Annotated in this window: 24 protein-coding genes; 14 read left to right on the top strand and 10 right to left on the bottom strand. The window is 45.7% G+C overall.

Annotated features, from left to right (window positions below; genetic code table 11):
- Window positions 1–7: 7 nt before the first annotated feature.
- Complete coding sequence (locus tag QWZ05_RS16725; RefSeq protein WP_290299565.1) at window positions 8–2,692, bottom strand: heavy metal translocating P-type ATPase; 2,685 nt, start codon at window positions 2,690–2,692, stop codon at window positions 8–10.
- A 479-nt stretch (window positions 2,693–3,171) separates the two neighbouring features.
- Here QWZ05_RS16725 and QWZ05_RS16730 point away from each other — a divergent pair, with 479 nt between their 5' ends.
- The 4 genes from QWZ05_RS16730 to QWZ05_RS16745 all read left to right on the top strand — a co-directional run bounded on the left by QWZ05_RS16730 (window position 3,172) and on the right by QWZ05_RS16745 (window position 7,678).
- Window positions 3,172–4,566, top strand: a complete 1,395-nt coding sequence (locus QWZ05_RS16730) for an OprD family porin (protein WP_289960762.1) — start codon at window positions 3,172–3,174, stop codon at window positions 4,564–4,566.
- A 60-nt stretch (window positions 4,567–4,626) separates the two neighbouring features.
- Complete coding sequence (locus QWZ05_RS16735) at window positions 4,627–4,983, top strand: DUF2799 domain-containing protein (RefSeq protein ID WP_290299568.1); 357 nt, start codon at window positions 4,627–4,629, stop codon at window positions 4,981–4,983.
- A gap of 126 nt (window positions 4,984–5,109) precedes the next feature.
- Window positions 5,110–6,537 carry a glutamate--tRNA ligase gene (gltX, locus tag QWZ05_RS16740; protein WP_264878170.1) on the top strand — a complete coding sequence of 476 codons (1,428 nt, stop codon included), beginning with the start codon at window positions 5,110–5,112 and terminating at the stop codon, window positions 6,535–6,537.
- 181 nt (window positions 6,538–6,718) lie between these two features.
- Complete coding sequence (locus tag QWZ05_RS16745; protein WP_290299570.1) at window positions 6,719–7,678, top strand: OmpA family protein; 960 nt, start codon at window positions 6,719–6,721, stop codon at window positions 7,676–7,678.
- Window positions 7,679–7,772: 94 nt separating this feature from the next.
- Here the strand turns inward: QWZ05_RS16745 and QWZ05_RS16750 are convergent, their stop codons facing one another.
- From QWZ05_RS16750 to QWZ05_RS16775, 6 genes are all read right to left on the bottom strand, one after another.
- Window positions 7,773–8,417 (bottom strand): OmpA/MotB family protein, encoded by a 645-nt coding sequence (locus QWZ05_RS16750; protein WP_290299572.1) that lies wholly within the window; start codon window positions 8,415–8,417, stop codon window positions 7,773–7,775.
- Window positions 8,414–9,199, bottom strand: a complete 786-nt coding sequence (locus QWZ05_RS16755; RefSeq protein WP_290299574.1) for a motility protein A — start codon at window positions 9,197–9,199, stop codon at window positions 8,414–8,416. Before QWZ05_RS16755 ends, QWZ05_RS16750 begins: the two co-directional genes overlap by 4 nt.
- Window positions 9,196–10,899 (bottom strand): FliG C-terminal domain-containing protein, encoded by a 1,704-nt coding sequence (locus tag QWZ05_RS16760; RefSeq protein WP_290299576.1) that lies wholly within the window; start codon window positions 10,897–10,899, stop codon window positions 9,196–9,198. Before QWZ05_RS16760 ends, QWZ05_RS16755 begins: the two co-directional genes overlap by 4 nt.
- Window position 10,900: 1 nt before the next feature.
- Complete coding sequence (locus QWZ05_RS16765) at window positions 10,901–11,374, bottom strand: tetratricopeptide repeat protein (protein ID WP_290299578.1); 474 nt, start codon at window positions 11,372–11,374, stop codon at window positions 10,901–10,903.
- Between the two features lie 9 nt (window positions 11,375–11,383).
- Window positions 11,384–12,406 (bottom strand): hypothetical protein, encoded by a 1,023-nt coding sequence (locus QWZ05_RS16770; RefSeq protein WP_290299579.1) that lies wholly within the window; start codon window positions 12,404–12,406, stop codon window positions 11,384–11,386.
- Window positions 12,407–12,729: 323 nt separating this feature from the next.
- On the bottom strand, window positions 12,730–13,863 hold the full coding sequence (locus QWZ05_RS16775; RefSeq protein ID WP_290299582.1) for a flagellar assembly protein FlgT: 1,134 nt from the start codon (window positions 13,861–13,863) through the stop codon (window positions 12,730–12,732).
- A 138-nt stretch (window positions 13,864–14,001) separates the two neighbouring features.
- Here QWZ05_RS16775 and QWZ05_RS16780 point away from each other — a divergent pair, with 138 nt between their 5' ends.
- Window positions 14,002–14,637: a FlgO family outer membrane protein gene (locus tag QWZ05_RS16780; protein ID WP_264878173.1), complete on the top strand. Its 636-nt coding sequence runs from the start codon at window positions 14,002–14,004 to the stop codon at window positions 14,635–14,637.
- 26 nt (window positions 14,638–14,663) lie between these two features.
- Window positions 14,664–15,089 (top strand): flagellar assembly lipoprotein FlgP, encoded by a 426-nt coding sequence (gene flgP, locus QWZ05_RS16785; RefSeq protein ID WP_373875587.1) that lies wholly within the window; start codon window positions 14,664–14,666, stop codon window positions 15,087–15,089.
- Window positions 15,090–15,160: 71 nt separating this feature from the next.
- Here flgP and QWZ05_RS16790 read toward each other — a convergent pair whose 3' ends face one another.
- From QWZ05_RS16790 to flgA, 3 genes are all read right to left on the bottom strand, one after another.
- Window positions 15,161–15,586 (bottom strand): flagella synthesis protein FlgN, encoded by a 426-nt coding sequence (locus QWZ05_RS16790; protein ID WP_264878175.1) that lies wholly within the window; start codon window positions 15,584–15,586, stop codon window positions 15,161–15,163.
- Window positions 15,587–15,621: 35 nt separating this feature from the next.
- Entirely contained in the window at window positions 15,622–15,933 is a 312-nt protein-coding gene (gene flgM / locus QWZ05_RS16795; RefSeq protein WP_264878176.1) for a flagellar biosynthesis anti-sigma factor FlgM, read from the bottom strand.
- A gap of 145 nt (window positions 15,934–16,078) precedes the next feature.
- A complete protein-coding gene (gene flgA / locus QWZ05_RS16800; RefSeq protein WP_264878177.1) occupies window positions 16,079–16,831 on the bottom strand; it encodes a flagellar basal body P-ring formation chaperone FlgA in 753 nt (250 codons plus the stop codon).
- A gap of 65 nt (window positions 16,832–16,896) precedes the next feature.
- Between flgA and QWZ05_RS16805 the strand changes: the two genes are divergently transcribed.
- The 8 genes from QWZ05_RS16805 (at window position 16,897) to flgG (ending at window position 23,616) form a co-directional block, all read left to right on the top strand.
- Entirely contained in the window at window positions 16,897–17,823 is a 927-nt protein-coding gene (locus tag QWZ05_RS16805; protein ID WP_264878178.1) for a chemotaxis protein CheV, read from the top strand.
- A 9-nt stretch (window positions 17,824–17,832) separates the two neighbouring features.
- Window positions 17,833–18,660 (top strand): protein-glutamate O-methyltransferase, encoded by an 828-nt coding sequence (locus QWZ05_RS16810; RefSeq protein ID WP_264878179.1) that lies wholly within the window; start codon window positions 17,833–17,835, stop codon window positions 18,658–18,660.
- 303 nt (window positions 18,661–18,963) lie between these two features.
- Complete coding sequence (gene flgB / locus QWZ05_RS16815) at window positions 18,964–19,359, top strand: flagellar basal body rod protein FlgB (RefSeq protein ID WP_164648825.1); 396 nt, start codon at window positions 18,964–18,966, stop codon at window positions 19,357–19,359.
- 4 nt (window positions 19,360–19,363) lie between these two features.
- Window positions 19,364–19,780 carry a flagellar basal body rod protein FlgC gene (gene flgC, locus QWZ05_RS16820; RefSeq protein ID WP_264878180.1) on the top strand — a complete coding sequence of 139 codons (417 nt, stop codon included), beginning with the start codon at window positions 19,364–19,366 and terminating at the stop codon, window positions 19,778–19,780.
- Window positions 19,781–19,793: 13 nt separating this feature from the next.
- A complete protein-coding gene (locus QWZ05_RS16825) occupies window positions 19,794–20,504 on the top strand; it encodes a flagellar hook assembly protein FlgD (protein ID WP_264878181.1) in 711 nt (236 codons plus the stop codon).
- Between the two features lie 30 nt (window positions 20,505–20,534).
- Window positions 20,535–21,833 carry a flagellar hook protein FlgE gene (gene flgE / locus QWZ05_RS16830; RefSeq protein WP_264878182.1) on the top strand — a complete coding sequence of 433 codons (1,299 nt, stop codon included), beginning with the start codon at window positions 20,535–20,537 and terminating at the stop codon, window positions 21,831–21,833.
- 224 nt (window positions 21,834–22,057) lie between these two features.
- On the top strand, window positions 22,058–22,807 hold the full coding sequence (locus QWZ05_RS16835) for a flagellar basal body rod protein FlgF (RefSeq protein ID WP_290299588.1): 750 nt from the start codon (window positions 22,058–22,060) through the stop codon (window positions 22,805–22,807).
- 20 nt (window positions 22,808–22,827) lie between these two features.
- Window positions 22,828–23,616 carry a flagellar basal-body rod protein FlgG gene (gene flgG / locus QWZ05_RS16840; RefSeq protein ID WP_264878184.1) on the top strand — a complete coding sequence of 263 codons (789 nt, stop codon included), beginning with the start codon at window positions 22,828–22,830 and terminating at the stop codon, window positions 23,614–23,616.
- Window positions 23,617–23,621: the final 5 nt, after the last annotated feature.

The following is a 23,621-nucleotide window of genomic DNA, read 5'->3' on the forward strand; positions in this document are numbered from 1 at the left end:
TTCCTTTCTATTTCTCTAACGGAGAAAAGTGTCTTAATCGATTGGCGTTACTCACAACGGTAATCGACGAGAGCGCCATAGCAGTGCCTGCCACTACTGGGCTGAGTAACAAGCCGAAAGCAGGGTAGAGAATCCCGGCTGCAATTGGGATACCTAAGGTGTTATAGATGAACGCACCAAAAAGGTTTTGTTTCATGTTCTTAAGCGTCGCTTTTGCGATAGCAATGGTTGATACTACACTCATGGGTGAGCTGTTTAATAGGGTCACTTGAGCACTTTCAATCGCTACATCACTCCCGGTTGCCATCGCAATACCCACATCGGCGGTTGCCAATGCAGGGCCATCATTAATGCCATCACCAATCATTGCAACATGTTGTCCAGCATCTTTGAGGCTCTGGATGTGCGCCGCTTTTTGTTCAGGTAACACTTGCGCGATCACATCATCAATCCCTAGCTCTTTGGCGATGTGTTGTGCGACCGCTTGACTATCACCGGTTAGTAACACTGTGCGTATACCTTGGCGGTGCAGCGCATCGATGGTTGATTTAGATTCTGGTTTTAGTGGGTCAGAAAGCCCAACAATACCAATAGCAATGCCATTCTCCACGATCACAATCGCGGTTTGCGCTTCGTCATTGGCACTCATTAACGCCGCTTGGACAGGGCTAAGGTCGATGCCTAGTTCTTTGGCTGCACTTGGAGATAAAGCTTGCAGGTGGTTATTTTGATAGTAACCACTTACTCCCTTACCGCGTTGATTTACGAACTCTGAAATATCGGTTGTTTCAACGTCTTTTTCTTTCCCGTATCCCACAATAGCTTTCGCTATCGGATGTTCAGAGTGACTCTCCAGTGATGCTAGGCCAGTAAGTACATACTCACTATTATCGTCAACAGTATAAAAACGTTGAACGACAGGTTTACCTAGTGTCAGTGTCCCCGTTTTGTCGAACACAACTGTGGTGACACTACTCGCTTGCTGGAGGGCATCTGCATCTTTAATCAACACACCATGCTCCGAAGCTTTACCAATTCCGACTGTAACAGAGAGCGGGGTTGCTAACCCTAGAGCACATGGACAGGCAATAATCAGTACCGAGGTGGTCACGACTAATGTATAGCTCCACTGAGGTTGCGGGCCAACCAGAAACCAAACAAGGCCAGAGAGTAATGCAATGGCTACAACAACAGGAACAAATACCGCTGAAATACGGTCTGCCAGTTTTGCTAATTGCGGTTTGCTGCTTTGGGCTTTGCGCACGAGTTCGATGATCTGTGATAGCTTGGTGTGCTCTCCAATCGAACTGGTTTCGATATCTAGGCTACCATCTTGATTGACCGTACCTGCAGAAACCCTGTCTTTTATCGCTTTGTTGATAGGGTAAGGTTCACCCGTCAACATCGATTCATCAACATATGACTCACCGCGCACTACAACCCCATCGACTGGGATTTGCTCTCCGGGCTTTATACGTAAAATCATCCCTTTGTTCACAGCCTCGATTGCTATGGTGTGCTCCTTACCATCAACGATCTGTGTCGCTGACTTTGCTTGCAGGCTAAGTAGCGCATTGAGGGAAGCACGGGTTTTTACTTTAGCTTTGGCTTCAATGAAATGGCCAAGAGAGATCAGGCCGATAATCATCGCACTTGCCTCAAAATAGACATGGCGAGCTTTAGCTGGAAAGAGGTCAGGTACGATAACCACAACCATAGAAAACAGCCAAGCAGCACCGGTGCCAAGTGCCACCAGCGTGTCCATCGTCGCACGTTTATGAGTTAACGCCTGCCACGCTTGGGTGAAAAAGTGTTTGCCCCCGCTGGCTAAAAGCCAAAAGCAAATCACGCCAACCACACCCCATACCCATTGGTCGGTGGGGTTGCGTATCATCATGTTACCGCCTAAGACACCCCACAACATAAGAGGGCCACCAATCAATAGGCCTTGGATGGCGCTCGTTTTGTGTTGAGTCACTTGTTGTTCAACTAGAGTATCGAGTGCAGTCTCTGAGTCTGAACTCATTGGTTCACCTCGGTATCCCGCGACTGAAATCGCATCGACGATTTGCTGCGTTGGTAGTGTTTCCGTTGTCCAAACGAGCGCTGATTGCTCAGACAGACTAATTTGCACCTGAGATACTTGAGGGATCTGCATGATCGCTTGCTCGACTGAGCGCACACAGCTCGCACATGTCATGCCTCCAATCAGTAATCGCTGAGTTTGCGTGTGTTGAGAGTCTAACTGGGGCGTAACTTCAGAGTACGCTACCGGTTCATCTTGCTCTTGTTGGCTTGGAATGTGGTGGGTGCTGGCGTGAGCCTGATAGCCACATTGGTTGACTTGCTCAATGATCTCATCGACTGAAGCCGTAGAGATTAAGCTCAGTTCTGTCTTGGTCACATCAATATTAACGTGACGCAGATCTGAGGTCAGAGCATCTTCAAGCTTTGCAATGCAGCGCCCGCAACTCAGTCCAGTTAATGCTAATTGAATAGGTTGACCAACTGAGACATTCGTCTGCTCAGCAATCGCATCAATCACCTTCTGCAATGGCAAAGGGGTATCGATAACTAACTCAGAGAGAGACAACTCAATGACAGCGGTATGATCGAGCGAATCAATGGCTGTGTTGATTTTTTTGAGGCAGCCATTGCACTTGGCCCCGGCAATGGGGAGTTGATAAAGCATATCAGGCACCTTGAATTAGGAAACATACTCTCATCATAAACCTTGACCTAACGGTAAGGTCAATTAGAAATTAACGGTTTTAACAGCGGGAGATATTTGCGCTACAAACTAGATTGATGAGATCTGATTCAACTTTTCAATGGAAGTTCATTTTATTTGAAAAAAATGTTCTCAAATGTGTTTTATTTCCCTCACGTTTTTGTCTCGATATTGACGAGTTTGTTGCGAGCTAGTTCAAGTTGGATCTTTTTACTCTTTTTTATTTTGAATTTAACCTGATGTTTTTAAAGGGTTATTTTGTGGTTTTGGTTTTTACATTTGAACTGTGTCGCAATTAATTTTGCATTGTTTTTCTTGGTAAAAAAAGATTGCCATAGTCGACTCGTCCATACAAAACGCTTCGCTCTTATCGGCTCGAGTCCTAAGGCCCAAATGAGCGAAGCACTTAAAAAATTCCAACATGGAAAGGGTTGATTAGAATGAAAAAGACATTTAAGCAGTCGATCGTTGGCGCAGCAGTGTTAATGGCAATAGGTTCAGTTGGGGTAGCGCAAGCTGCCGACCCAGTTGGCCCTGAATATTCACAAGCCGCGACAGAGTTTTTTGAAGAATCGACATTTAATGGTGCAATTAACTTTTGGATGCGTGATCGTACAAGAGGCGATGTTGACAAAAATGGTAACGATGTAGGTCGCAAGCCGAATCTAGATCATGGTTCGACATACATTGGTTTGGGTTTTTCCTCTGGTTATATCGCAGATACAGTGGGTTTAGACCTCAATGCTTATGCCACATTTGATATGTGGAACAATGCAAGTCCCGATCACGAAATGAACTTCTGGGGCGTAGATAACCCGTATGATCAAAACCCAACAGGGACAAGTGGGTGTTCAGGTACCTGGGACTCTGAGTGTACCGATAACGGTGCTGCTATCCAAACTGCTGCACTCAAATTCAAATTCGGAGAGGATTTCCGTGCAAAAGCAGGTTATTTCCAACCGAGTGTACCATCAGCAATGGGAGTCAACTGGTCTTTTGCGGCAGGTACATACACCGGTGGCGAATTTGGGGCAAAATTTGGTGACCTAGATTTAGGCTTTGTTTATGCAACGGAGTATCGAGCTCCATGGTTTAAACACAGCTATGAGTTTAGAGACGGTCAAGATAAAGATGCCGGTGATGCGTACTCTATAGGTGGTGTGTATCGCTTTAGTGATGCGACCTCACTCGATATCGCCTATGCGGGCCTGACAAAGGGTGATCGTAAAAACGCACACATTAAACTGAAGCATAACACTGCTAACGGCTGGTACTTATCACCACAGGCTTACATTGTCGATGATGAAGATCAATTTGATAGCACGGCATTCCAGTTGGCTTTCTTGTCTGCGAAATCAGTAGGGCAATACAATTTCCGCCTAGAAACAACTTATACATCGGCTGACTCGGGTGATAAGAGCAGTGTAGGTAACATGTCTTACCGTCTAACGGAAGTCTATGGTGGTTCGAACGGTGCTTACGACATTTGGTGGAACAACCGTTCTGACTTTAACCATGATGGTGAAATTGGCTTCTTTGGTCAAATGAGTCGTGACTTTAGTGATTGGGGTGCACCAGGCTTCTCTGCAGGTATTAATGGTGTGTATGCCTTTGGTGCAGAAGCAGAAGGCTTCGATGAGTTGGTGGAATACTCAGGCAGTGTGTTTGCCAACTATGCGATTCAAGGTGGCGCTCTTAAAGACGCAATATTTGGGGTTTACTTTACCAGCTACGTAAACGACTCAAATGCGCCAAACTGGACGGGTTACACCAATGGCTTCCAAGACGAGAATGACCTGAAAGTAACATTAGTTATCCCTCTATCAATTAAATAATTGTATCAATCTTTCAAGCGAGGCTTCTAGCAAGTCTCGCTTTTGTTTTTTGGAGTCTTTATGAAGCGATATGGGCTGTTAGTTATCATTCTTATGGTTGGCTGTACTTCGGTAGGAAAAGATTTCCAACCATTCAGGATCGGTGTGCTAGATGGTTCTAAGGGGGCTGAAAAGCAAAAAATAGAACAATTAGTAACAGATACGATAAAACAAGCAGATCTTTTGTATACTGAGTATGTTGCTGGTTTTGAACAAGGTCGAGCACAGTTGTGCCAAGGCAATAAAGGGTATCAGTGGGGGCTAGAAGGTAATAGATATCGAGGTCAATGCAAGGGCTATCCATCAGAGCCTCAATTTAAAACGGAAGCCGAAAGAGGCTTCCAGAGGTACATACAGCCCGAAGATTTTCCAAGGTGAACGACAATTATAGTGTTTGAGCAATAATGCCGCGTTGTAGTCCTTTGACTGGCAATGTTAGAATACGCCGCAAAGTTTGGCTTAAGCTAAATTTATGGCGAAGTCTATTAAAAAGGTAACTAAAACATGACGGTTAAAACTCGTTTTGCTCCTAGCCCAACAGGCTACCTTCACGTTGGTGGTGCACGTACTGCACTTTACTCTTGGTTATTTGCAAAAAACCAAGGCGGTGAATTTGTTCTACGTATCGAAGACACGGATCTAGAACGTAACTCTCAAGAAGCGGTTGATGCGATTCTTGAAGGTATGCAGTGGCTAGGAATGGAGTGGGATGAAGGTCCATACTTCCAATCTAAGCGCTTTGATCGTTACAACGAAATGGTTGATAAGCTACTTGCAGAAGACAAAGCGTATAAATGCTATGCGTCTAAAGAGCTGCTCGATGAGATCCGTGCAGAGCAAGAAGCCAACAAAGAGATGGCTCGTTACGATGCCAACCACCCGAAAATTGTTGCAGCGAACGCAGCGGCTAAAGAGGGTGACGCGTGTGTTATTCGTTTCCGCAACCCCAAAGAAGGCAGCGTTGTATTTGATGACCAGATCCGTGGCCGTATCGAAATTTCAAACAGCCAGCTAGATGACCTGATCATTCGCCGTACAGACGGCTCACCAACATACAACTTTGTCGTGGTTGTCGACGATTGGGATATGGGTATCACTCATGTTGTTCGTGGTGAAGACCATATCAACAATACGCCTCGTCAGATCAATATCTATGAAGCTCTGGGTGCGCCAGTACCAACCTTTGCACACTGTGCAATGATTCTAGGTGATGATGGTGCTAAATTGTCTAAGCGTCATGGTGCGGTTTCTGTTATGCAATACCGTGATGAAGGCTATCTGCCAGAAGCACTTAACAACTACTTAGTACGTCTAGGTTGGTCACATGGCGACCAAGAGATCTTCTCTCAAGAAGAGATGATTAACCTGTTCAGCTTAAATGCTATCTCAAAGTCAGCTTCAGCATTTAACACTGAAAAGCTGTTGTGGTTGAACAACCACTACATTAAGACATCAGCACCTGAGCATGTAGCGAAGCACCTGCAATGGCACTTAGATCAGCAAAACCTGAACATTGAAAACGGCCCAGCAATTACAGAAGTGATTAAGTTGGTCGGTGAGCGCTGCAATACTCTCATCGAACTTGCAGAGCAAATTCGTTACTTCTACGAAGATTTTGCTGAGTTTGAAGCAGGCGCAGCTAAGAAGCACCTACGTGGTGTAGCGAAAGATCCTCTAGCGTTGGCACTAGCTAAAGTAGAAGCGCTTGAAGAGTGGACAACGGCTAACATCAAACAGGGTGTGATTGCCGCTGTGTGTGAAGAGCTAGAAATTGGTATGGGTAAAATCGGCATGCCTCTACGCGTCGCAGTTACTGGTGGTGGCCAATCGCCTTCAGTAGATGCTGTGATGGAGCTAGTGGGTAAAGAGCGTGTTATTGCTCGCATTAACATGGCGCTAGCGTTTATTGCTGAGCGTGAAGCGAACGCATAATATAAGTCACTGATTATTAGTAAATTGCCGTAGCTTTATGCTGCGGCTTTTTTTTGTCTCAACCCTGTAACTAAATGGTTTTGAACAAAAAAATAGTTGATTAATTTCCGTCAAAGAGAAAAAACGCGTCCTATACTTTCGAATGAATGCCAAATTCATAAAACAACGAGGGACGTGAATTATGAAAAAACTTGCAGTGGCAATTTCGGCAGCAGTGGTGCTGTCAGCACAACCAGCCTTCGCTGACTTTTATATCGGTGCGAAAGCAGGTAAATCTTGGTTAGACGATGCTTGTATTTCTGGTGGTGAGTGTGATGATGAAGCGAACCACTTTGGTGGCTTTGTTGGTTACGACTTCCTAGATTATCTAGCGCTAGAGTTGGGATATGATGACCTAGGTAAACATACGACAACACCAGCGGGACTAAATGATGATCGTGTTTCCGCGTGGACACTAGCTCCAAAGTTCACCTACCATATCAACGATTTGTGGGGTATCTACGCTAAAGTTGGTGGTGCATATGTTGACTATGGTGATGAAGATGATTGGTCATACCTCGGTGCTGCTGGTGTTGAATTAACTCCACACCCAAAAATTGGTGTGCGATTAGAGTATCAAACGTTAACAGACATCAATAATAAAATTGTTCGAGCAGAAGGAAATAGTGCAACGCTAGGTGTGCTTTACCGATTTGGTGCATCAGAGCCTGCTGTGGTTGCGCCACCACCTGAGCCAGAGCAATTACCTGAGCCTGAGCCAGAAGTGCAAACCATGAAGCACCAAACTGCGAAAATGGGTGAAGAGACCTTTGCGCTCAACAGTGCTGAACTTACCGAGGCAGCACAGAGCGACCTCGATAAACTCGCTGCCTTTTTGAATAAGTACCCACAATCGAACGTTGAGCTTGTCGGCCACACCGACAGTTCTGGTTCCGATGAATATAACCAGCAGTTATCAGAAAAACGCGCTAATGCTGTTGCAGATGCGCTGGTGGAACGAGGTATTTCAGAAGACCGCATTACTGCGCGTGGGGTGGGCGAATCTGAACTTGAATACGACGAAAGTACGCCTGAAGGGCGCAAGAAAAACCGTTTTGTAGAAATCATTGTGCCTGAGTTTGAGTATCAAGTAGAAGAGTAACGTTTAGCGTTGTTCCAATACCAATAGATAAAAGGCTCTGCAATTAACACGCAGAGCCTTTTTTATGGTTCTTCGCAGATTTTCAGGACGGTCGCTATTGATAAATAGCAATCACAACTCGTCGGTTGAGTTGTCGCTGTTTATCGCTAAATTCGCCTGTTGTGCCAACTTTAGGGCGCGTGTCCGCAAAGCCAACGGCTTGGATATGATTGGGATCAATACCAAGCTCAATCAACTTTCGAGTAACGGTAGTGGCTCGAGTGGCGGATAACTCCCAGTTGCTCGCAAAGATTGCGGATTGAATTGGGACATCATCGGTATGCCCTTCTACCGAAATCATGCGATTTTGGTTGTGCAAATCGGTCTGAGTAAAAGTCTGGATCTCTTCGGCTAGTTGCTCTAGTAAAGGGATGGTGCTGTCTTTTAGTTGTGCCGAGCCTGTGTCATACAGGTGCTCGTTGGCGATTTCAATTTCAATACGTTGCTCAAGCTGTTGAACCTCAACCCCTTCGACATCGGTAGAAAAAGTCGTTTCAGGCTGAGACTCTTGCTCAGTACTACCTTGTGACGTTTGTCCCCAACCTTGTTTAAGTTGCTCAAACTTACCTTCATCAATTTGAGCAACACTGATCAGCATGACAAAAAATGCCAATAACAAAGTGATAGCATCACTGTATGTTGTCATCCAGTCGTTACCGTCAGAGGTATCTCTACGAGGAGAGAGGGCACGTCGACTCATTGCTCTTTCAATCTATGCTTAGAGGATAGGAAGCCATTCAGGTTGTCTTTCAGATACAAATCTGGTTTGCGTTCTAAAATCAATACAAATGAGCGCGCTTGCAACTCTCTTAGTTGAAAATTGTCATCGATGCGACGGAATGCCCTTGTCGCTGCAGGCTTGAAAAGAAGCTGCGCAAAACACACACCGTAAAGGGTAGTCAGCAATGCAATGGCGAGTCCTTTTCCGAGCTCAGCAAAATCGCCACTTAAATTGTCCAACATGATAATCAGTCCAATAAGTGTCCCTATCATGCCAAACCCGGGCGCGAACGCACCCATGGTTTCTAGCACTTTTGAGCTACGTTCTTCTTCATGTGACTGGCTGCTATTGCTCTCGGTAAGCATGTTATTGAGCTCTTCACCTTTATATCCTGTTCCAATCAACTCGATACACAAGGTGATAAACTGGTCTTTCTGCTCTTTTGCAGTTAATGCTCCCTCTAGTGCAGCGATACCGCCATTACGATAAACACTATTGAGCTCTGCCGCACGTTTAATGATGCGATGAGACTCTTTTTTATAATTGTCCTCGTTAAGCAAGTTGACAAACAGCGTTTTAATTGCCCCTGCCAACAGAGGGAAACTGTAGCTAACGAGGGTGGCTGTGAATGTACCGCCTAGTACAATCACAACGCTTGAGTAGCTCACAAACAGCAAATAGTTATCGGTACTCATGACAATCGCACTACCTAAGACGGCAATCGCTGCCATAAAGCCGGCGAAAGTACTCAGTGATATCATGCCGCAAGATCTCCCATAGAGAACAGGTTATCGTCCATCGCAGCGCGCAAGCGTTGTACGACTTGGGCTTTATAATCATTACGAACATCAGGCGACAGCGTTTGTGCCGACTCTATTTCTTGAGATACCGCCATCTTTAGACGATCAGGGAAGCCTGCCAGTATGTAATCCGATTTAGCTTGGTCTAAATCAGCGATAGCACCAGCGAGAACCGTTAGCTCAAGGCTACGAAGCACATTACTAAGTACATCTTGTGGAGTACGCAAGATATCCTCAAAGGCGTAGTATTTCTTACGCAGCGACAAGTAAGCATTAGGGGACTCTAACTTCACCTTATTCAGTAGTGCGCTTTGCTGCTTAATGGTCATGCTGTCAAGAAGTTTGATCAACAGGTCATTTCCATCCGTGACGACGTTTTCCACTTTTGGTGCCCACTGCGCACGCTCTGCAAGCTGAGCCGCTACCTCGCGATAAGTCGCCAGTGGAATAGTGTCGAGCTGAGCAATCTCAATAGCGACTTGTGTTCGCTCTTGTTCATCGAGCAGCGCAAGTAAGTCGGAAGAGACTTTTGCATTAAGCTGTGACAAAACAATCGCTTTAATACGAGTAGGTTGATCATTGAGCACCCAGTGAACCTGATTGGTGTCCATACGTTCAAGGAAGGCAAAAGGTCGAGATTGACCTTGAGCGCGCTGATCTTCATTGCTGTTCTTTAGCAGTTGATGAAGGTCACTCATTTGTGTCACTAGGGTATCGTAGTCTGCCGGGTGCTCTTCAAGGTATCGAAGGTATGCTGGAATTCGCGATTCAAGGCTTGGGTACATTGAAGTAAACAGTGAGCGGCCGAGCTCTTGGTAGCATGCGGCTAACATTGGTAAGTTTTGCTCGTTTAGACTTAGCCTCTCCATTATGGCTGTGACTTTGCTTGGTTCAGCGAGACTGTAAGCGATAAGATCTTGGCGAATCGATTTGAGTTCCGCTTTCTTAGTATTCAGCAACTGTTGTGGGCTCGTGGGCGCTTCTTCTTGATATACGGGTTGGCATGCTCGTTTATTACGAGTAAGTAGCCAAATGAGCAGAAGCAACACCAGCGCACCACCGATGGCGGCTAATATCCACCACTGTTGAGTAGTCTCTGAATCACTGTCTACTAGAGGTTCTGTAGTTGCATCAGGCGCTTGAGCGCGAATTAGTTCTGCTCGTTGAACGCGGATCTCGTCTCCACGAAGTGGGTCATAGTTTAACTTCTTGGCGACTAATCCACGTATTGTCGCCACATCTTCTCCATTGATCGAATGATCGATCACCAGGAGTGTTTGGATGTTACGTACAGTTTCGCCGCTGACTGGCGGCACGGCGGCGACTTGTGGATTTTCTTCAACAGGAGGCTGAATAGGCTCAATATCAGGTTGTGTTTGAGAGAGACCTGGCAACTTAGGTTGCACTAAAGGTGCTATCGGTGGCTGCGACATGCTTTGCGTTTGTGCCACGGGAGCTGGGTTATGACTGGCGTTCTCGGAATGACTGGTTAGCTCAATATCAATATCGAGAATAAAAGCATCTGCATCAATGACGCGTTCAATATCGCGACTGATACGTGTCTCAAGCACAGAAGCAAGTTCAAACTGACGAATTTGCAGTTCAGCAATTGCAGGTACGGCAATCAGGGCAATCAACCCAAAAGAGAGGAAACGGTGCATATTATTCACCTACCCAAGCAAGAATGTCTTTAACATCAGGTTGGTTCGGATTGAGTTCTAGAGAGCGTTTCCACGCTTGTCTTGCGCCCGCTGAATCGCCTAACTTAAATAGCACGCTTCCCTTTAGGGCATGTGTTTCTGCCATGTTTGGAGCGTGCTCAAGTGCACTTTCTAGTGCTTCCAGTGCTTGAGTGAAGTTCTCACCCTCCGCGAGAGACTGTGCAGAGTTTGATAGTTCTACCGCTTTGTTGATGTCTCCAGTGATAGATGAGGTATCTTCGTCATCTTGATCACCGTTATGTTCGCTAGTATCAATGTGTAAAATGACGTTTGGATCATTGATATCTAGGTTTAGTGAGCTTTCATACCCTGCGGTCTTGTGAGAGATAACCACTATGTTATTTGCGTTGTCATTTGATTGAGCCCACACAATAGAGCAGCTCATCAACAGCATAAATGTCATCAATAACTTCATATCAAACCCTTAAAATCGGAAACCAAGCGTAAAATCGATCGCAATATCACCAAGTGCTCGCTCACTGTAGTAGTAATTTATTCCTGAACGAGATTGTTCAGCAAAGTGGACGATGCCGAGATCGAAATACCCATACTCTGCGTATTCGAGCTCAAAACCTGCTCGGAAGGAGATATCGTGGCTGTCATCAATGAAGGTTTGTCCTACACCCACGTAGGCATGTACATCTAACCAAGTTGGAGACTGTGTTAATCCATAGTAAACACGCCCCTCTACACCCCATCCATCAACGGTATAGTATCGGCTGTCTAAGCTCTTAAAGTAGTGGCCAACAAAGCCATAACTGATACGTTTTTGACTATCGCGGTAAGAGTGATAGCGCAGGCTGAAATCAGTGACGTTAGAAAAGTTTTCATGCTGCCCGGAGATCGAAGGATATACATCGCTCTCAAAGCCAAGGTAGCTTACCGCCATACCCCAACGACCTTTACGACTCATCTCTTCGGCTTTGGCATAGACATAGCTGTCAGACCAAACCACTTGGTTATTCAGTGTTTTGACCAAGCGCAGTGAGATATCGTAAGAATCGAGATGCGGACGAACATCCCAGAATAAAAACGCATCGGCACTGATGTCATTAGCGACATCGCGCAGCATCTCATTGCTTTCAACACCTCGCTTGATGCGAATGCCGTCATCCGTCATATTGACGTGAGTTTTATTGCATTCGATACACTCACGTACGGCAATATCATGTTGGTGCAACATACGGTAGATCATTGCCTGAACTTGGCTCTCGATGTTTTCGCCATGGCCATCAGGTAAATAGGTTTCGTTGTAAATTGCAACAGCGCGAATGTTCTCGCGTCGAATTTGATCTTTGATTTCAAACCATCGCTCGTCTTGTTCAAGAAACTCTTGAATGAGTGTGAGATGGTTGTCGTCGTAGTGAGATGGCGTGGTATTTGTCGCCTGAACTGACTGAGCGCTGAATAGAAGAAGTGCACTAGTGCATAAAAGGTACTTGAACAAAGTGGTATCTCTGTGCAACACATAGTTCCATTGTAACGTTGCTTACTGGTTGGAGTTAGCAGGTGGTTTCCATTTACCCGAAAATATACAGTGACTTAATAGCTGTTTTTATTGGTTAATCTGTAATTTAGCTTTAAGTGTCGCGCAGGTTACATATTGTTGAATGTAAATTGGGAATATCGCCGATTCCATATGGAAATATGACAATTATGGTTGGTTGATAGGTGTGGAAATCAGTAGTGAAGGGTCTAAAGATAACAAAGGACTGGTCTATGTCTAAACCAGTCCTTGAGGCATTAATTAAATTACGTTGAACTCTATTGCTACAGATCTTTATGCATTACGTCACCGATCTGAATGGCTCCAGCAAGATCAGGTTGATCAATACTCACCTCGGCTTCTTGTTCATAGACGCGGCTGACCGTTACCGTAATTCCACTTTGCGAGACCTGATTACGTGGCAGGCCGTGTTGGTCAATGAATGAGCTGGTATGCCATACATTCAATTTGTCGCCTTTCTCGACGCCGTGAATCCGCCCTAGGTCAATAGTGAGATTATTGCCAGATTTGCTAATGACTTGCGGCAATGTCATCTTGCATGAGAGCTCAGATTCCAAATCAAGCATAATATTGCGACTTAATCTCAGCATCATGTCGCCGTAGGTTGAAGCCCAAAATCGTGCGCTACGAGTATCAACCTGACTGGTTCGAGAGAAGGGCCACTTGGCAACCTCACGATAGTTTTGTTGATAAATCTCATGGCCTGTCTTGCCGTCGTAGACTTGGATTTCTAGGGCAAACTGGCGATTGATAATGTCATCTTTAAACACTTTTTCATCGATAGTGGCGGTGAGGTCGGTAATTGCGCCCGCAATAATGTAATGTGCTCCGGTGTCTTGGGCGATCATTTTCGTGCGCTGTGGATAAACACGACCTATTTCATAGTTAGTTGTGCCGAGTGATACAAAGCTCAGAGACTCTTGCTCTAATTGGCGGCTGACTACTTCAGAGTAATCTCGGCCTAAGTTATACACTTGCCCCATGACGGCTTGCTGGGGGCTTGCGATATCAAAGTTGCCGACTAAGAACGTCTTTTTGTATTGGTCTGTACGGCAAGTACTTGCCGATGGGTAGATATCGATTTTTGCCTTTACTTGCATGACGCCACCTCTGACCTTTTGAGTATCGATCAGGATGGTTCTGATTTCATGTCCGGTGAACTGGTACTCTTTACGGGCGCTTTCTAGGAAGGGCGTAATGTTGCTGATACTACCAATGTCCGCCCCTGCAAACCCAACAGCACGATAGATCGCATCTTCGAGTGCATGGATCCTTGCCACCTCTTCAGAAGAGACAACCGTTGCCGTGCCTGTGACTTCATACCACGCAGCAGAGGCGGGTAAAGTACAAGCAAATATGCAAAGGGTTGATATTACTTGTTTAAAAATCTTTTTCATGACCATGTCTTATATTGGTATGTAAATTGCTTTTGCTTATCAGAGTTCCTGAGCAGCGGCATTAACGTATCGAATCAGCGTTAGTAAAGCAAAGAGTGTTCCAGCTTTTCGCTCAGAAAAGAACAGGAGATGAGAGAGATGAAAAAGTGGTTGACGCTAGTTCCCGTTGTTTTTTTAACAGCGTGTGCTTATGCGCCGATTTATAATGGCAAAGAACCCTACAGTGGTTCTCAGTTTATGTTGATGGACAGTCCACGTCATACGCTTGATTATTTTATTGATAGCATGACCGAAGACTTGATGATTTCAAACACCAGTGTGACGGCTCGCACGCCAGTTGCTGTGACCTCCTTTGTAGATCTACAAAACATGGACACTACCAACTGGTTAGGTAATTCTGTTTCAGAAGGATTTATCCATCAGTTTCAGCGCCGTGGGTTTAAGGTCGTGGATTACAAAACCACAGGTAATATTCAAGTCACGCAAGAAGGCGATTTTGCTTTTAGCCGCGATTGGAAGGACCTAACACACGAGCAAGAGGTGCAGTACGTATTGACAGGTACCATGCTTCGTCAAGAAGGTGGTGTGATCATTAACGCGCGTGTTGTGGGAATGCAATCGCGTGTTGTTGTGGCAACGGCTCAGGGCTTTTTGCCTGCCGATCGCATAGGTCGTGATCTTGATACTCTAAATTCTATTCGTACCCAAGACGGTGTGTTAATTCGTTCTGATCCAACCATGACACAGCCTTATACTGTGACGTTGAGACCATAGGGGGAAGCATGCGTAATATTGTCTTGATGGCCCTTTTAGGGGTAATGAGCTTTATGATGGTTGGCTGTCAGCCGCTGACACCAATGTATGACGATCGCTTTTTAACGGCGGTAGGGTACGCAAGTATCAGTGAGCAAACGGGCAAAAACCTTGAAGAGAAGCAAGTGCGTGCGATGCGCGCCTCAAAAATTGATGCTTATCGCGAACTTGCAGAGCAGGTCTACGGTATGCGAGTTAGTGGGCGAGCTGATCTAACGGACCAAAGGCTAGGTACAGAAACCACCTCTGGAGCGGTTGATGGTGTAATTCGTGGTGCGGAAGTGGTACGCAGTTATAAAGTGGGTGATAGCTATGTCACTGAGCTGCGTCTTGATGTCGATAAAATGGAACGCTTACGTGATTATGGTGAAGTGCAACAAGTACCAGAACGAAGACGACAAACCCTCTTCTAAACTCTAATTCTCTCTTATCTTGATACAAAAACGGCACTTCACGTGCCGTTTCTTGTATCAGTGAGCTAGCGTTATGCTTTCAAGCTTGTGCCAAGGGTAGATAGGGTGTGGGTATGGCCATCGGCATTATAAGTCATGCCGATTTTACCCTGGCTCTGCTGCATCAAGTTATTCAAACGGTTATAGCTCAATTGCGCTCTATCAAGCGCCTCGCCATTAAGGGTGTTCTCTTTCTGGCATACTTCAATAGTGTGATTGATCTGCTCGACTAAGCTTGTAAGGTTTCCATCTTGTTTAAGCTCGTCGACATTGGGGTGCTGCCCAATGCGCTGATCAGTCGTTTGAATTTGCTCAATGAGTGTTAATTTGTCTTTTGCTAGTTTTTCTATGTCAATGGTCGAACGCGATGCAATCGCCGCTCTCTCTTCGATGAGGAGAGCGTTCAGGTCTTGAGCGTTTTTTAGTTGAAATTCAACCAGACTAAGCAAAGCAGCCATAGATTATCGTAAACGGTTTAAAGCAACAGAGTCGCTTAGAAACCGCCTAGCTCCTGCTCAAATTTCATCATATTGTCAGCTAACTTCTCAGCATCGACCGAGTATGAGCCGTTAGCGATCGCTTCTTTAATAGCAGCAACTTTTGCACTATCAAAGCTTGGTGATTGCGCCATGTTTGAGTGCATCGCACCAATGTCCTTACTTTGCTGACTGAGAGACACAGAGTCTTGTGCAGTCTGGCTAGTGCCAGTGCTCTCTGTTGATTGTGAAGACGAATCAGAACGTTGTGCGCCACGCGTTGTGGTCGTCATAGTCTGACCCGTACGAATATTATCGATACCTGCCATATCAAAGCCTTATCTTAGATGGAAACCTGTGTACCCTTGATATCGACGTTAAGCCACGAAACTTTAGTGTTTTTTTCAGCTTTTTCTGATCAAGGTGTGCGACACTCTCTGCCTCATGTCAGCAACTCTATATCGTCAGCAACGATTAAAACTGTACTGAAACTTCACCAATACCCGATACACTCGCATCAATTATACGATTGGATTTGTTATTTTTCACCCTGATTTGCTCTCCTATCGAGCCATCTGATAGCGCAGTACCCTTAGTAGAGATTGTCATACCGTTGCGCTCCGCTTTGATCATGACCTCTTCATTGCGACAAACCACACAGACATCGCCACGTTCTATTGTGCTTCCGGCACGAATTGAGCGTTTAACCTTTGAGCCTACAACTTGGTCGATATCAGTAAAACCTTGACGGCGCGACCGATTCACATCGATGTAAGATACGGTCACATCTGCTGCGGTTATCAAGTGACCTCGAGCAAGCGAGGTGAGGGCGGTGACTTGTGGGCCCGTCGTGATGATTCTGACTGGAACGTAGATGCGCCATGCGTCTTCAGGACACTCTACGAGAACCGTCATGTTACTGGTTGAGCGGGTATTCGACGATGAAGCGACCAAACCGGTATAACAATCGGTAGCAAAGACTCTTGAGTCAATATTGCCGGCACGCGCCTCTATATCGCCAGCCTCAGGTGGGATTACTCGGTCCAAAACAAACTCTTCCGCGGTCGCTTTGATTGCGTCAATTTGCTCCGGTGTCGCCGCTTGAGAAAAAAAGCTAAAGAAAGAAACAAAAAGACCGATAAAAATGTAAATACTATTAACTGATTTTCTACACATAAATATGGTACTGGCACGTCGATATGAATAGAATATACCATTCTGCTTCATAAGGTTCGATCCTAGCTTGCAGTATAAAACCATATTTCGTGTGATTTTGAGATGGAGAAGAGCTTATGACCGGCGTTTTGGATACGGTTAACCAGCGCACGCAACTTGTTGGGCAGAACCGCCTAGAACTTTTAACGTTCCGATTAATGGGGCGCCAGCGCTACGGCATTAACGTATTTAAGGTAAAAGAAGTTCTTCAGTGTCCGAAACTGACGTCTATGCCCAACCTTAATCCTTTGGTTAAGGGAATTGCACATATTCGTGGACAAACAATTTCGGTGATCGACCTTAGCCTCGCTATTGGTGGTCGCCCAACAACAGATATTGATAAATGCTTTATTGTTATTTCTGAGTTTAACCGTACGATTCAAGGTTTCCTTGTCTCGTCAGTTGAGCGCATTATCAACATGCACTGGGAGGCGATTTTGCCGCCGCCAGATGGCGCAGGTAAAGGAAACTATCTCACGGCAGTGACCAATATCGATAATGAACTGGTTGAAATTCTTGATGTTGAGAAGATTCTTGCCGAGATCGCACCAATCGATGAGTCAATGGACTCGTCAATCGGTGAAGAGATTGCCCAAGCTGAAACAGAAAAAGAGATTGTTCGCCGTATTCTTATTGCCGATGACTCAACCGTAGCGCGTAAGCAGGTTCAACGTGCTATTGAGTCGATTGGTTTTGAGGTTGTGGCAGCGAAAGACGGTAAAGAAGCCTACCGCATGCTGCTTGAAATGGCAGAGAAAGGCAAAATCAGTGACCAGATCTCTCTTGTCATTTCAGATATTGAGATGCCAGAGATGGATGGTTACACACTCACGGCAGAAATTCGCCGAAATGCAGACTTAAAAGATCTCTATGTAATCCTTCACTCATCGTTGAGTGGGGTATTTAACCAAGCTATGGTTGAGCGAGTGGGAGCAAACTCTTTCATTGCGAAGTTTAACCCTGATGAGCTAGGAAATGCAGTGAAATCAGCACTGACAGTTTAAGAGCTAATAATGACAACAATTACCATTGGCGAGCAGGAATATAAAGAGTTCTGCCGCTTTTTAGAGGCGCAGTGCGGCATTGTCCTTGGTGACAGTAAGCAGTATCTAGTAAGAAGTCGCTTGAGCCCCCTAGTGGCAAAGTTCAAGCTCAATTCATTGTCCGATCTGTTGCGTGACGTTATTAGCGGTCGAAATCGTGAACTTCGTTTAGCAGCCGTTGACGCAATGACAACCAATGAAACCTTGTGGTTTAGAGATAGTTACCCCTATACCGTGCTAGGTGAAAAGCTGCTCCCTGAGTTGGCTGCCAATAAACGACCAATTAAAATTTGGTCATCGGCGAGTTCGTCAGGTCAAGAGCCTTATTCGATGGCAATGACGATTTTGGAAACTCAGCAGCGTAAGCCGGGCTTGTTGCCGAGTGTATCAATCACGGCAACCGATATCTCAAGCAGTATGTTGGATATCTGTAAGTCTGGGGTATACGACAACCTGGCTCTTGGTCGTGGTCTATCACCAGAGCGTCGTCGTACCTTCTTCCAAGATGCGGGAGACGGTAAGATGAAAATCAATGATAACGTTAAGCGACTGGTGTCTTTCCGCCCACAGAACTTAACGGAAAGCTACGCACTATTGGGTAAGTTTGACATTATCTTCTGCCGTAACGTTCTGATTTACTTCTCTCCAGAGATGAAATCCAAAGTACTGAACCAAATGGCAAACAGTTTGAACCCAGGTGGCTATTTGTTGCTTGGAGCATCTGAGTCACTGACTGGGCTGACGGACCGCTTTGAAATGGTACGATGCAATCCAGGTATCATCTACAAGCTGAAATAACCTAAAGTCTTACCTTAAAAAGGAAACGCTTTTTTGCAAAGGTCGAGTTGTTACTCGGCCTTTTTTGTGTGCGCACGATACACTCCTTTTGAAAACTGCCACTTTACGCCGACTGCTTATATACTTGAAGGAGCAGTCTTGTTCCAACGAACGTTAATGTCGTTACTGACATTCCAGCGTTAACGATTGTTGGAACGGAAATTGCTGTAACTACGAGGGATAATAAAGCACCTATTCTATTTTGGTATGGATATTGCTTTATTATCGGTACTGGCGGTCATTTATTACGAATACGGGGACGACATGGCTATTTCTTTCAACAATGCTCTGGGTATCCACCAACACACGGTGGGTGTACGTGAGCGCAATGCAGAGGTGATCTCTACCAATATTGCGCAATCAAACACACCCGGCTTTAAGTCGAGAGGAATGGACTTTGACCGAGCGTTGAAGGCGGCAACATCAGGGGCAAGCTTTGGGCTTAACCGTACTGATGGTCGGCATATCTCTGCCTCTACTCGTGTGACAGGGGAAATGAAGTACCGCACTCCGACCCAACCGGATACAGGTGACGGCAATACGGTAGATGTTGATTTGGAGCGTAACTTGTTTATGCAAAACCAACTGCGTCATCAAGCCTCACTCGATTTTTTGGGTAGCAAGTTCAAAAATTTAACCAAGGCAATTAAAGGGGAGTAATTAGATGAGTTTATTCAATGTATTCAATGTGACAGGTTCCGCAATGAGTGCTGAGTCTGTTCGTCTAAACACGACCTCAAGTAACTTGGCAAATGCAGACAGCATCAGCAGTTCAGCAAAAGAGACCTATAAGGCTCGTCATGCTGTCTTCGGTGCAGAATTGAACAAGGCGCGTTACAACCGCGATCACAACGTCCCTGTTAAGGTGTTGGGTATTGTGGAGAGTGATAAGCCGTTGAATGCGGAGTACAACCCTGATCATCCATTAGCAAACGAAGAGGGTTATATCTATAAGCCGAACGTTAATGTCATGGAAGAGATGGCGAATATGATTTCAGCGTCACGTTCATATCAAACGAACGTTCAAGTCGCTGATGCCAGTAAACAAATGCTGCTGCGAACGCTGCAGATGGGTCAATAATAGGAGATAGCGTATGGCCGGAATCAATAATCTTGGTGGTCAAAGTGGCTTGTCCTATGTTGACCAGCTAAAAGCCCTGCAAGAGGACAAAAAGCCAGATGAAACCACAGGTAAACAGGACTTAAAGCAAGAAGATTTCTTGTCCCTGCTTACTAAACAGCTGGCACAGCAGGATCCTTTTAAGCCGGTCAGCAACGACCAGATGATCGCACAGATGGCATCATTTGCGACGGTTGACGGTATTGGTCAAATGAACACTCAGTTTGAAACACTGAACACTTCAATGACCTCAAACCAAGCACTGCAAGCCTCAACGCTTGTAGGTCGTGACGTTCTTGTGCCTGGCGCAGCCGGGGTGAAACAAGAAGATGCGGGTATGGCGGCCATGGTGAAGCTTCCTCAAGCAATGGATGGGTTGTTCGTTCGTATTGAAAACGAAATGGGCCAACTTGTTAGTACGTTTGAAGTGGGGGCACAACCTGCCGGTGATAGCCGCGTTGAATGGGACGGCAATGATGATAACGGTAACCCATTGCCTGGCGGCAAATACAGAGTGAGAGCTACTGGTTTGGTCGATGGTGAGAACCGCGAATTTGAAGTTTCAACTTATGCAAACGTCAATAGCGTACTTCTTGGTAAGGGTGATGGAAACGTACTGCTCAATCTGGCTGGCTTTGAGTCGCCAGTTCGACTAGCTGAAGTACTTGAAGTTGGCAATGCGTAATTGCGCTAGCTAGATAGGAGAATTTTTGGAATGTCATACGTAGCTTTGAGCGGTTTATCGGCTGCTCAGTTAGATCTAAACACAACCAGTAACAACATTGCGAACGCCAACACATTTGGCTTTAAAGAGTCTCGTGCGGAGTTTGGCGATGTGTATTCAACATCGTTGTTTACTAATGCGAAAACAACCCCGGGCCAAGGTGCTCAGGCTCAAAAAGTGGCACAGCAGTTCCACGAGGGCTCAAGTATCTATACCAATAACCCGCTGGATCTTCGTATCCAAGGTACGGGTTTCTTCGCAGTTGCCAAAGAGAAGTTTATTCCTCAACAGAATGAGCTGACACGTAACGGTGCTTTTCATATCAACAAAGACAACTACATTGTCAGTTCAAACGATGAGTTCCTTTTGGGTTATGAAGTGAATCGCGATACGGGTGAAGTTTTATCTTATGAGCCAGGTCCGCTGAATATTCCGCCAGAGTTTGGCAAACCGAAGATGAGTTCAAACCTTGAAGTGGGTGTTAACCTTCCTGCGAACGCAGAGACGAAGAACCCATTGATGTTTGATCACACCGATCCTGATACGTACAACCGTGCGACCTCATCGACGATTTACGACTCGATGGGCCAAGCATACAAAATGACCACGTATTACCTTAAAGACCAAAATGCGCCGAATACTTGGCAGAAGTACTATACCGTGACGGATTCTGCTGGTGAAAAGCCAGTAGACATTCAAAATGGTAATGCTGCTACGCCAGGTGGTCATGTTGGTCACACCATGACCTTCAACAATGATGGTACTCTCAATTCCATCAATGGTGGCAATCCAGTCATTACAGAAACACTGGGTGCGGCTGGGGTTGATTTGAATGGTGCTGATCCGGCACAAACGTTGAACTTCAACTTAGAAGAGTCGACTCAGTTTGCCGCGCCTTTTGAAATCACTAAGATGACGGACGATGGTGCGACAACAGGCTTCCTGACTAAGATTGACTTTGACGAATACGGCAGTGTTCTTGCGACTTACTCTAATGGTGAGAACGTCACTCTTGGCCGCGTGGCGATGGTGCGAGTACCGAATGAGCAAGGTCTTGATAAGAAGGGTGGTACTCAATGGGATTCAACTCAGTTCTCTGGTGACAAGATTTGGGGTGAATCTAACAAAGGTTCATTTGGTAGTATCAGCAACGGTACGCTTGAGCAGTCTAACATCGACATGACGCAAGAGCTGGTGGATTTGATTTCTGCACAGCGCAACTTCCAAGCGAACTCACGTTCACTTGAAGTGCACAATCAGCTACAGCAGAACATCCTACAAATCCGCTAATCGTCTCTTTGGATTAAGGTAAGATTTTTACCTGAATCGTGCGATGATCTGAAGGATCAAACAGGCGGCAATGCCTGTTTGATCCGGTTGCCGCTTTGCCTCCCTGGCAGAGTGGTTCTTTCAACTTCCCCTTTCTATTTAGTCAAGTCACTGATTTATAGCTGATTATTTTTTGGCACGCCATTTGCAAATCTAACGATATCTTTGATTGTTAGGACTGTACTATGGATCGTTCACTGTTTCTCGCCATGAGTGGTGCAAAGCAAAACATGCAAGCTATGCAGCTTAGAGCGAATAACTTGGCAAACGTCAGCACAACTGGCTTCCGTGCTGATCTCGCACAGGCTCGTTCAATGCAGGCGTATGGCGAAGGTTTACCTACACGCGTGTTTAGCATGACAGAGCGTCCAGGACATAGCTTTAATCAAGGCAGTGTGATTACTACAGGTCGTGATCTTGATGTCACTGTTCAAGGTGACGGCTGGATTTCAGTGCTCGACAAAACCGGACAAGAGGGCCTTACTCGTAACGGTAACCTGAACGTGAGTGATACAGGTCTGTTGATGAACAGTGCTGGTCAACTGATCCTTGGTGAGAATGACGCACCAATCACATTGCCTGTTCCGATTAGTAAAGTGGAGATTGGTACTGATGGTACGGTTTCGGTTGTACCTCAAGGCGCGCCTGCGGACGCACTTGAAATTGTCGATCGCATTAAGCTCACTAACACCAACAATCAAACCCTATTTAAAGATACCAATGGCTTGTTTAGAGCCAAAGATCCCAATCAAGTTTATCAAGCTGATGTGAACGTGACGTTACTTAAAGGCGCTATTGAAGGCAGTAACGTTAACGCAGTAGGCGAAATGACCAGTCTGATCGATTTGCAACGCCAGTTCGAAATGCAAGTCAAGATGATGAGCACCGCAGAAGAGATGGACAAGGCGTCCGACTCTCTACTTCGCAGCAGCTAATAGGAAGTTAGGAGTACAACATGCATCCAGCATTATGGGTTAGTAAAACAGGTTTAGATGCTCAACAAACCAACATCTCGACCATTTCTAATAACTTGGCCAACGCGTCAACCGTTGGTTACAAAAAGAGCCGTGCCGTTTTTGAAGACTTGTTCTATCAAAATATTAACCAGCCGGGCGGCCAGTCTTCACAGAACACTGAACTGCCGAGTGGCTTAATGCTAGGTGCAGGTTCAAAAGTGGTGGCTACTCAAAAAGTGCATACGCAGGGTAATACACAGACGACCTCCAACGCGCTGGATTTGATGATCGAAGGTGATGGCTTTTTCCAAGTATTGATGCCAGACGGCAACATTGGTTATACACGCAACGGTCAATTTACTGTGAATGGTGAAGGGCAAATTGTGACCTCTGGTGCTGGCTATACGCTTGAGCCAGAAATTGCGATTCCTGACGACGCAATTAGCATTACTGTTGGCAATGATGGTGAAGTTTCGGTGCGCGTTCGAGGTCAGCAAGATAATCAGGTATTAGGTCAGATTACTACGGTCGACTTTATTAACCCAGGCGGTCTTGAGCCCGTTGGTCAAAACCTTTACTTACCAACTGGAGCAAGCGGTGATCCGCAAGAAGGCGTTCCGGGTTTGGATGGGTTTGGTAGCGTGCGTCAATCGATGCTTGAGACTTCAAACGTAAATGTGACTGAAGAGCTCGTAAACATGATCGAAGCGCAACGAGTGTACGAAATGAACTCAAAAGTTATCTCATCAGTCGACAAGATGATGAGCTTTGTTAACCAGCAGCTATAAGTAGG

It is taken from the genome of Vibrio agarivorans (genome assembly GCF_030409635.1).
Classification (GTDB): domain Bacteria; phylum Pseudomonadota; class Gammaproteobacteria; order Enterobacterales; family Vibrionaceae; genus Vibrio; species Vibrio agarivorans.

Bases quoted from the DNA above. Each gene is read 5' to 3' on its own strand.
- QWZ05_RS16835 (WP_290299588.1), top strand. From the start codon at position 22,058: ATGGATCGTTCACTGTTTCTCGCCATGAGTGGTGCAAAGCAAAACATG.
- flgE (WP_264878182.1), top strand. From the start codon at position 20,535: ATGTCATACGTAGCTTTGAGCGGTTTATCGGCTGCTCAGTTAGATCTA.
- QWZ05_RS16760 (WP_290299576.1), bottom strand. From the start codon at position 10,899: ATGCACCGTTTCCTCTCTTTTGGGTTGATTGCCCTGATTGCCGTACCT.
- flgA (WP_264878177.1), bottom strand. From the start codon at position 16,831: ATGAAGCAGAATGGTATATTCTATTCATATCGACGTGCCAGTACCATA.
- QWZ05_RS16745 (WP_290299570.1), top strand. From the start codon at position 6,719: ATGAAAAAACTTGCAGTGGCAATTTCGGCAGCAGTGGTGCTGTCAGCA.
- QWZ05_RS16810 (WP_264878179.1), top strand. From the start codon at position 17,833: ATGACAACAATTACCATTGGCGAGCAGGAATATAAAGAGTTCTGCCGC.
- QWZ05_RS16755 (WP_290299574.1), bottom strand. From the start codon at position 9,199: ATGATATCACTGAGTACTTTCGCCGGCTTTATGGCAGCGATTGCCGTC.
- QWZ05_RS16775 (WP_290299582.1), bottom strand. From the start codon at position 13,863: ATGAAAAAGATTTTTAAACAAGTAATATCAACCCTTTGCATATTTGCT.
- QWZ05_RS16725 (WP_290299565.1), bottom strand. From the start codon at position 2,692: ATGCTTTATCAACTCCCCATTGCCGGGGCCAAGTGCAATGGCTGCCTC.
- flgB (WP_164648825.1), top strand. From the start codon at position 18,964: ATGGCTATTTCTTTCAACAATGCTCTGGGTATCCACCAACACACGGTG.
- flgG (WP_264878184.1), top strand. From the start codon at position 22,828: ATGCATCCAGCATTATGGGTTAGTAAAACAGGTTTAGATGCTCAACAA.
- flgM (WP_264878176.1), bottom strand. From the start codon at position 15,933: ATGGCAGGTATCGATAATATTCGTACGGGTCAGACTATGACGACCACA.
- QWZ05_RS16805 (WP_264878178.1), top strand. From the start codon at position 16,897: ATGACCGGCGTTTTGGATACGGTTAACCAGCGCACGCAACTTGTTGGG.
- QWZ05_RS16730 (WP_289960762.1), top strand. From the start codon at position 3,172: ATGAAAAAGACATTTAAGCAGTCGATCGTTGGCGCAGCAGTGTTAATG.
- QWZ05_RS16735 (WP_290299568.1), top strand. From the start codon at position 4,627: ATGAAGCGATATGGGCTGTTAGTTATCATTCTTATGGTTGGCTGTACT.
- QWZ05_RS16825 (WP_264878181.1), top strand. From the start codon at position 19,794: ATGGCCGGAATCAATAATCTTGGTGGTCAAAGTGGCTTGTCCTATGTT.
- QWZ05_RS16790 (WP_264878175.1), bottom strand. From the start codon at position 15,586: ATGGCTGCTTTGCTTAGTCTGGTTGAATTTCAACTAAAAAACGCTCAA.
- QWZ05_RS16780 (WP_264878173.1), top strand. From the start codon at position 14,002: ATGAAAAAGTGGTTGACGCTAGTTCCCGTTGTTTTTTTAACAGCGTGT.
- flgC (WP_264878180.1), top strand. From the start codon at position 19,364: ATGAGTTTATTCAATGTATTCAATGTGACAGGTTCCGCAATGAGTGCT.
- QWZ05_RS16765 (WP_290299578.1), bottom strand. From the start codon at position 11,374: ATGAAGTTATTGATGACATTTATGCTGTTGATGAGCTGCTCTATTGTG.
- gltX (WP_264878170.1), top strand. From the start codon at position 5,110: ATGACGGTTAAAACTCGTTTTGCTCCTAGCCCAACAGGCTACCTTCAC.
- flgP (WP_373875587.1), top strand. From the start codon at position 14,664: ATGGCCCTTTTAGGGGTAATGAGCTTTATGATGGTTGGCTGTCAGCCG.
- QWZ05_RS16750 (WP_290299572.1), bottom strand. From the start codon at position 8,417: ATGAGTCGACGTGCCCTCTCTCCTCGTAGAGATACCTCTGACGGTAAC.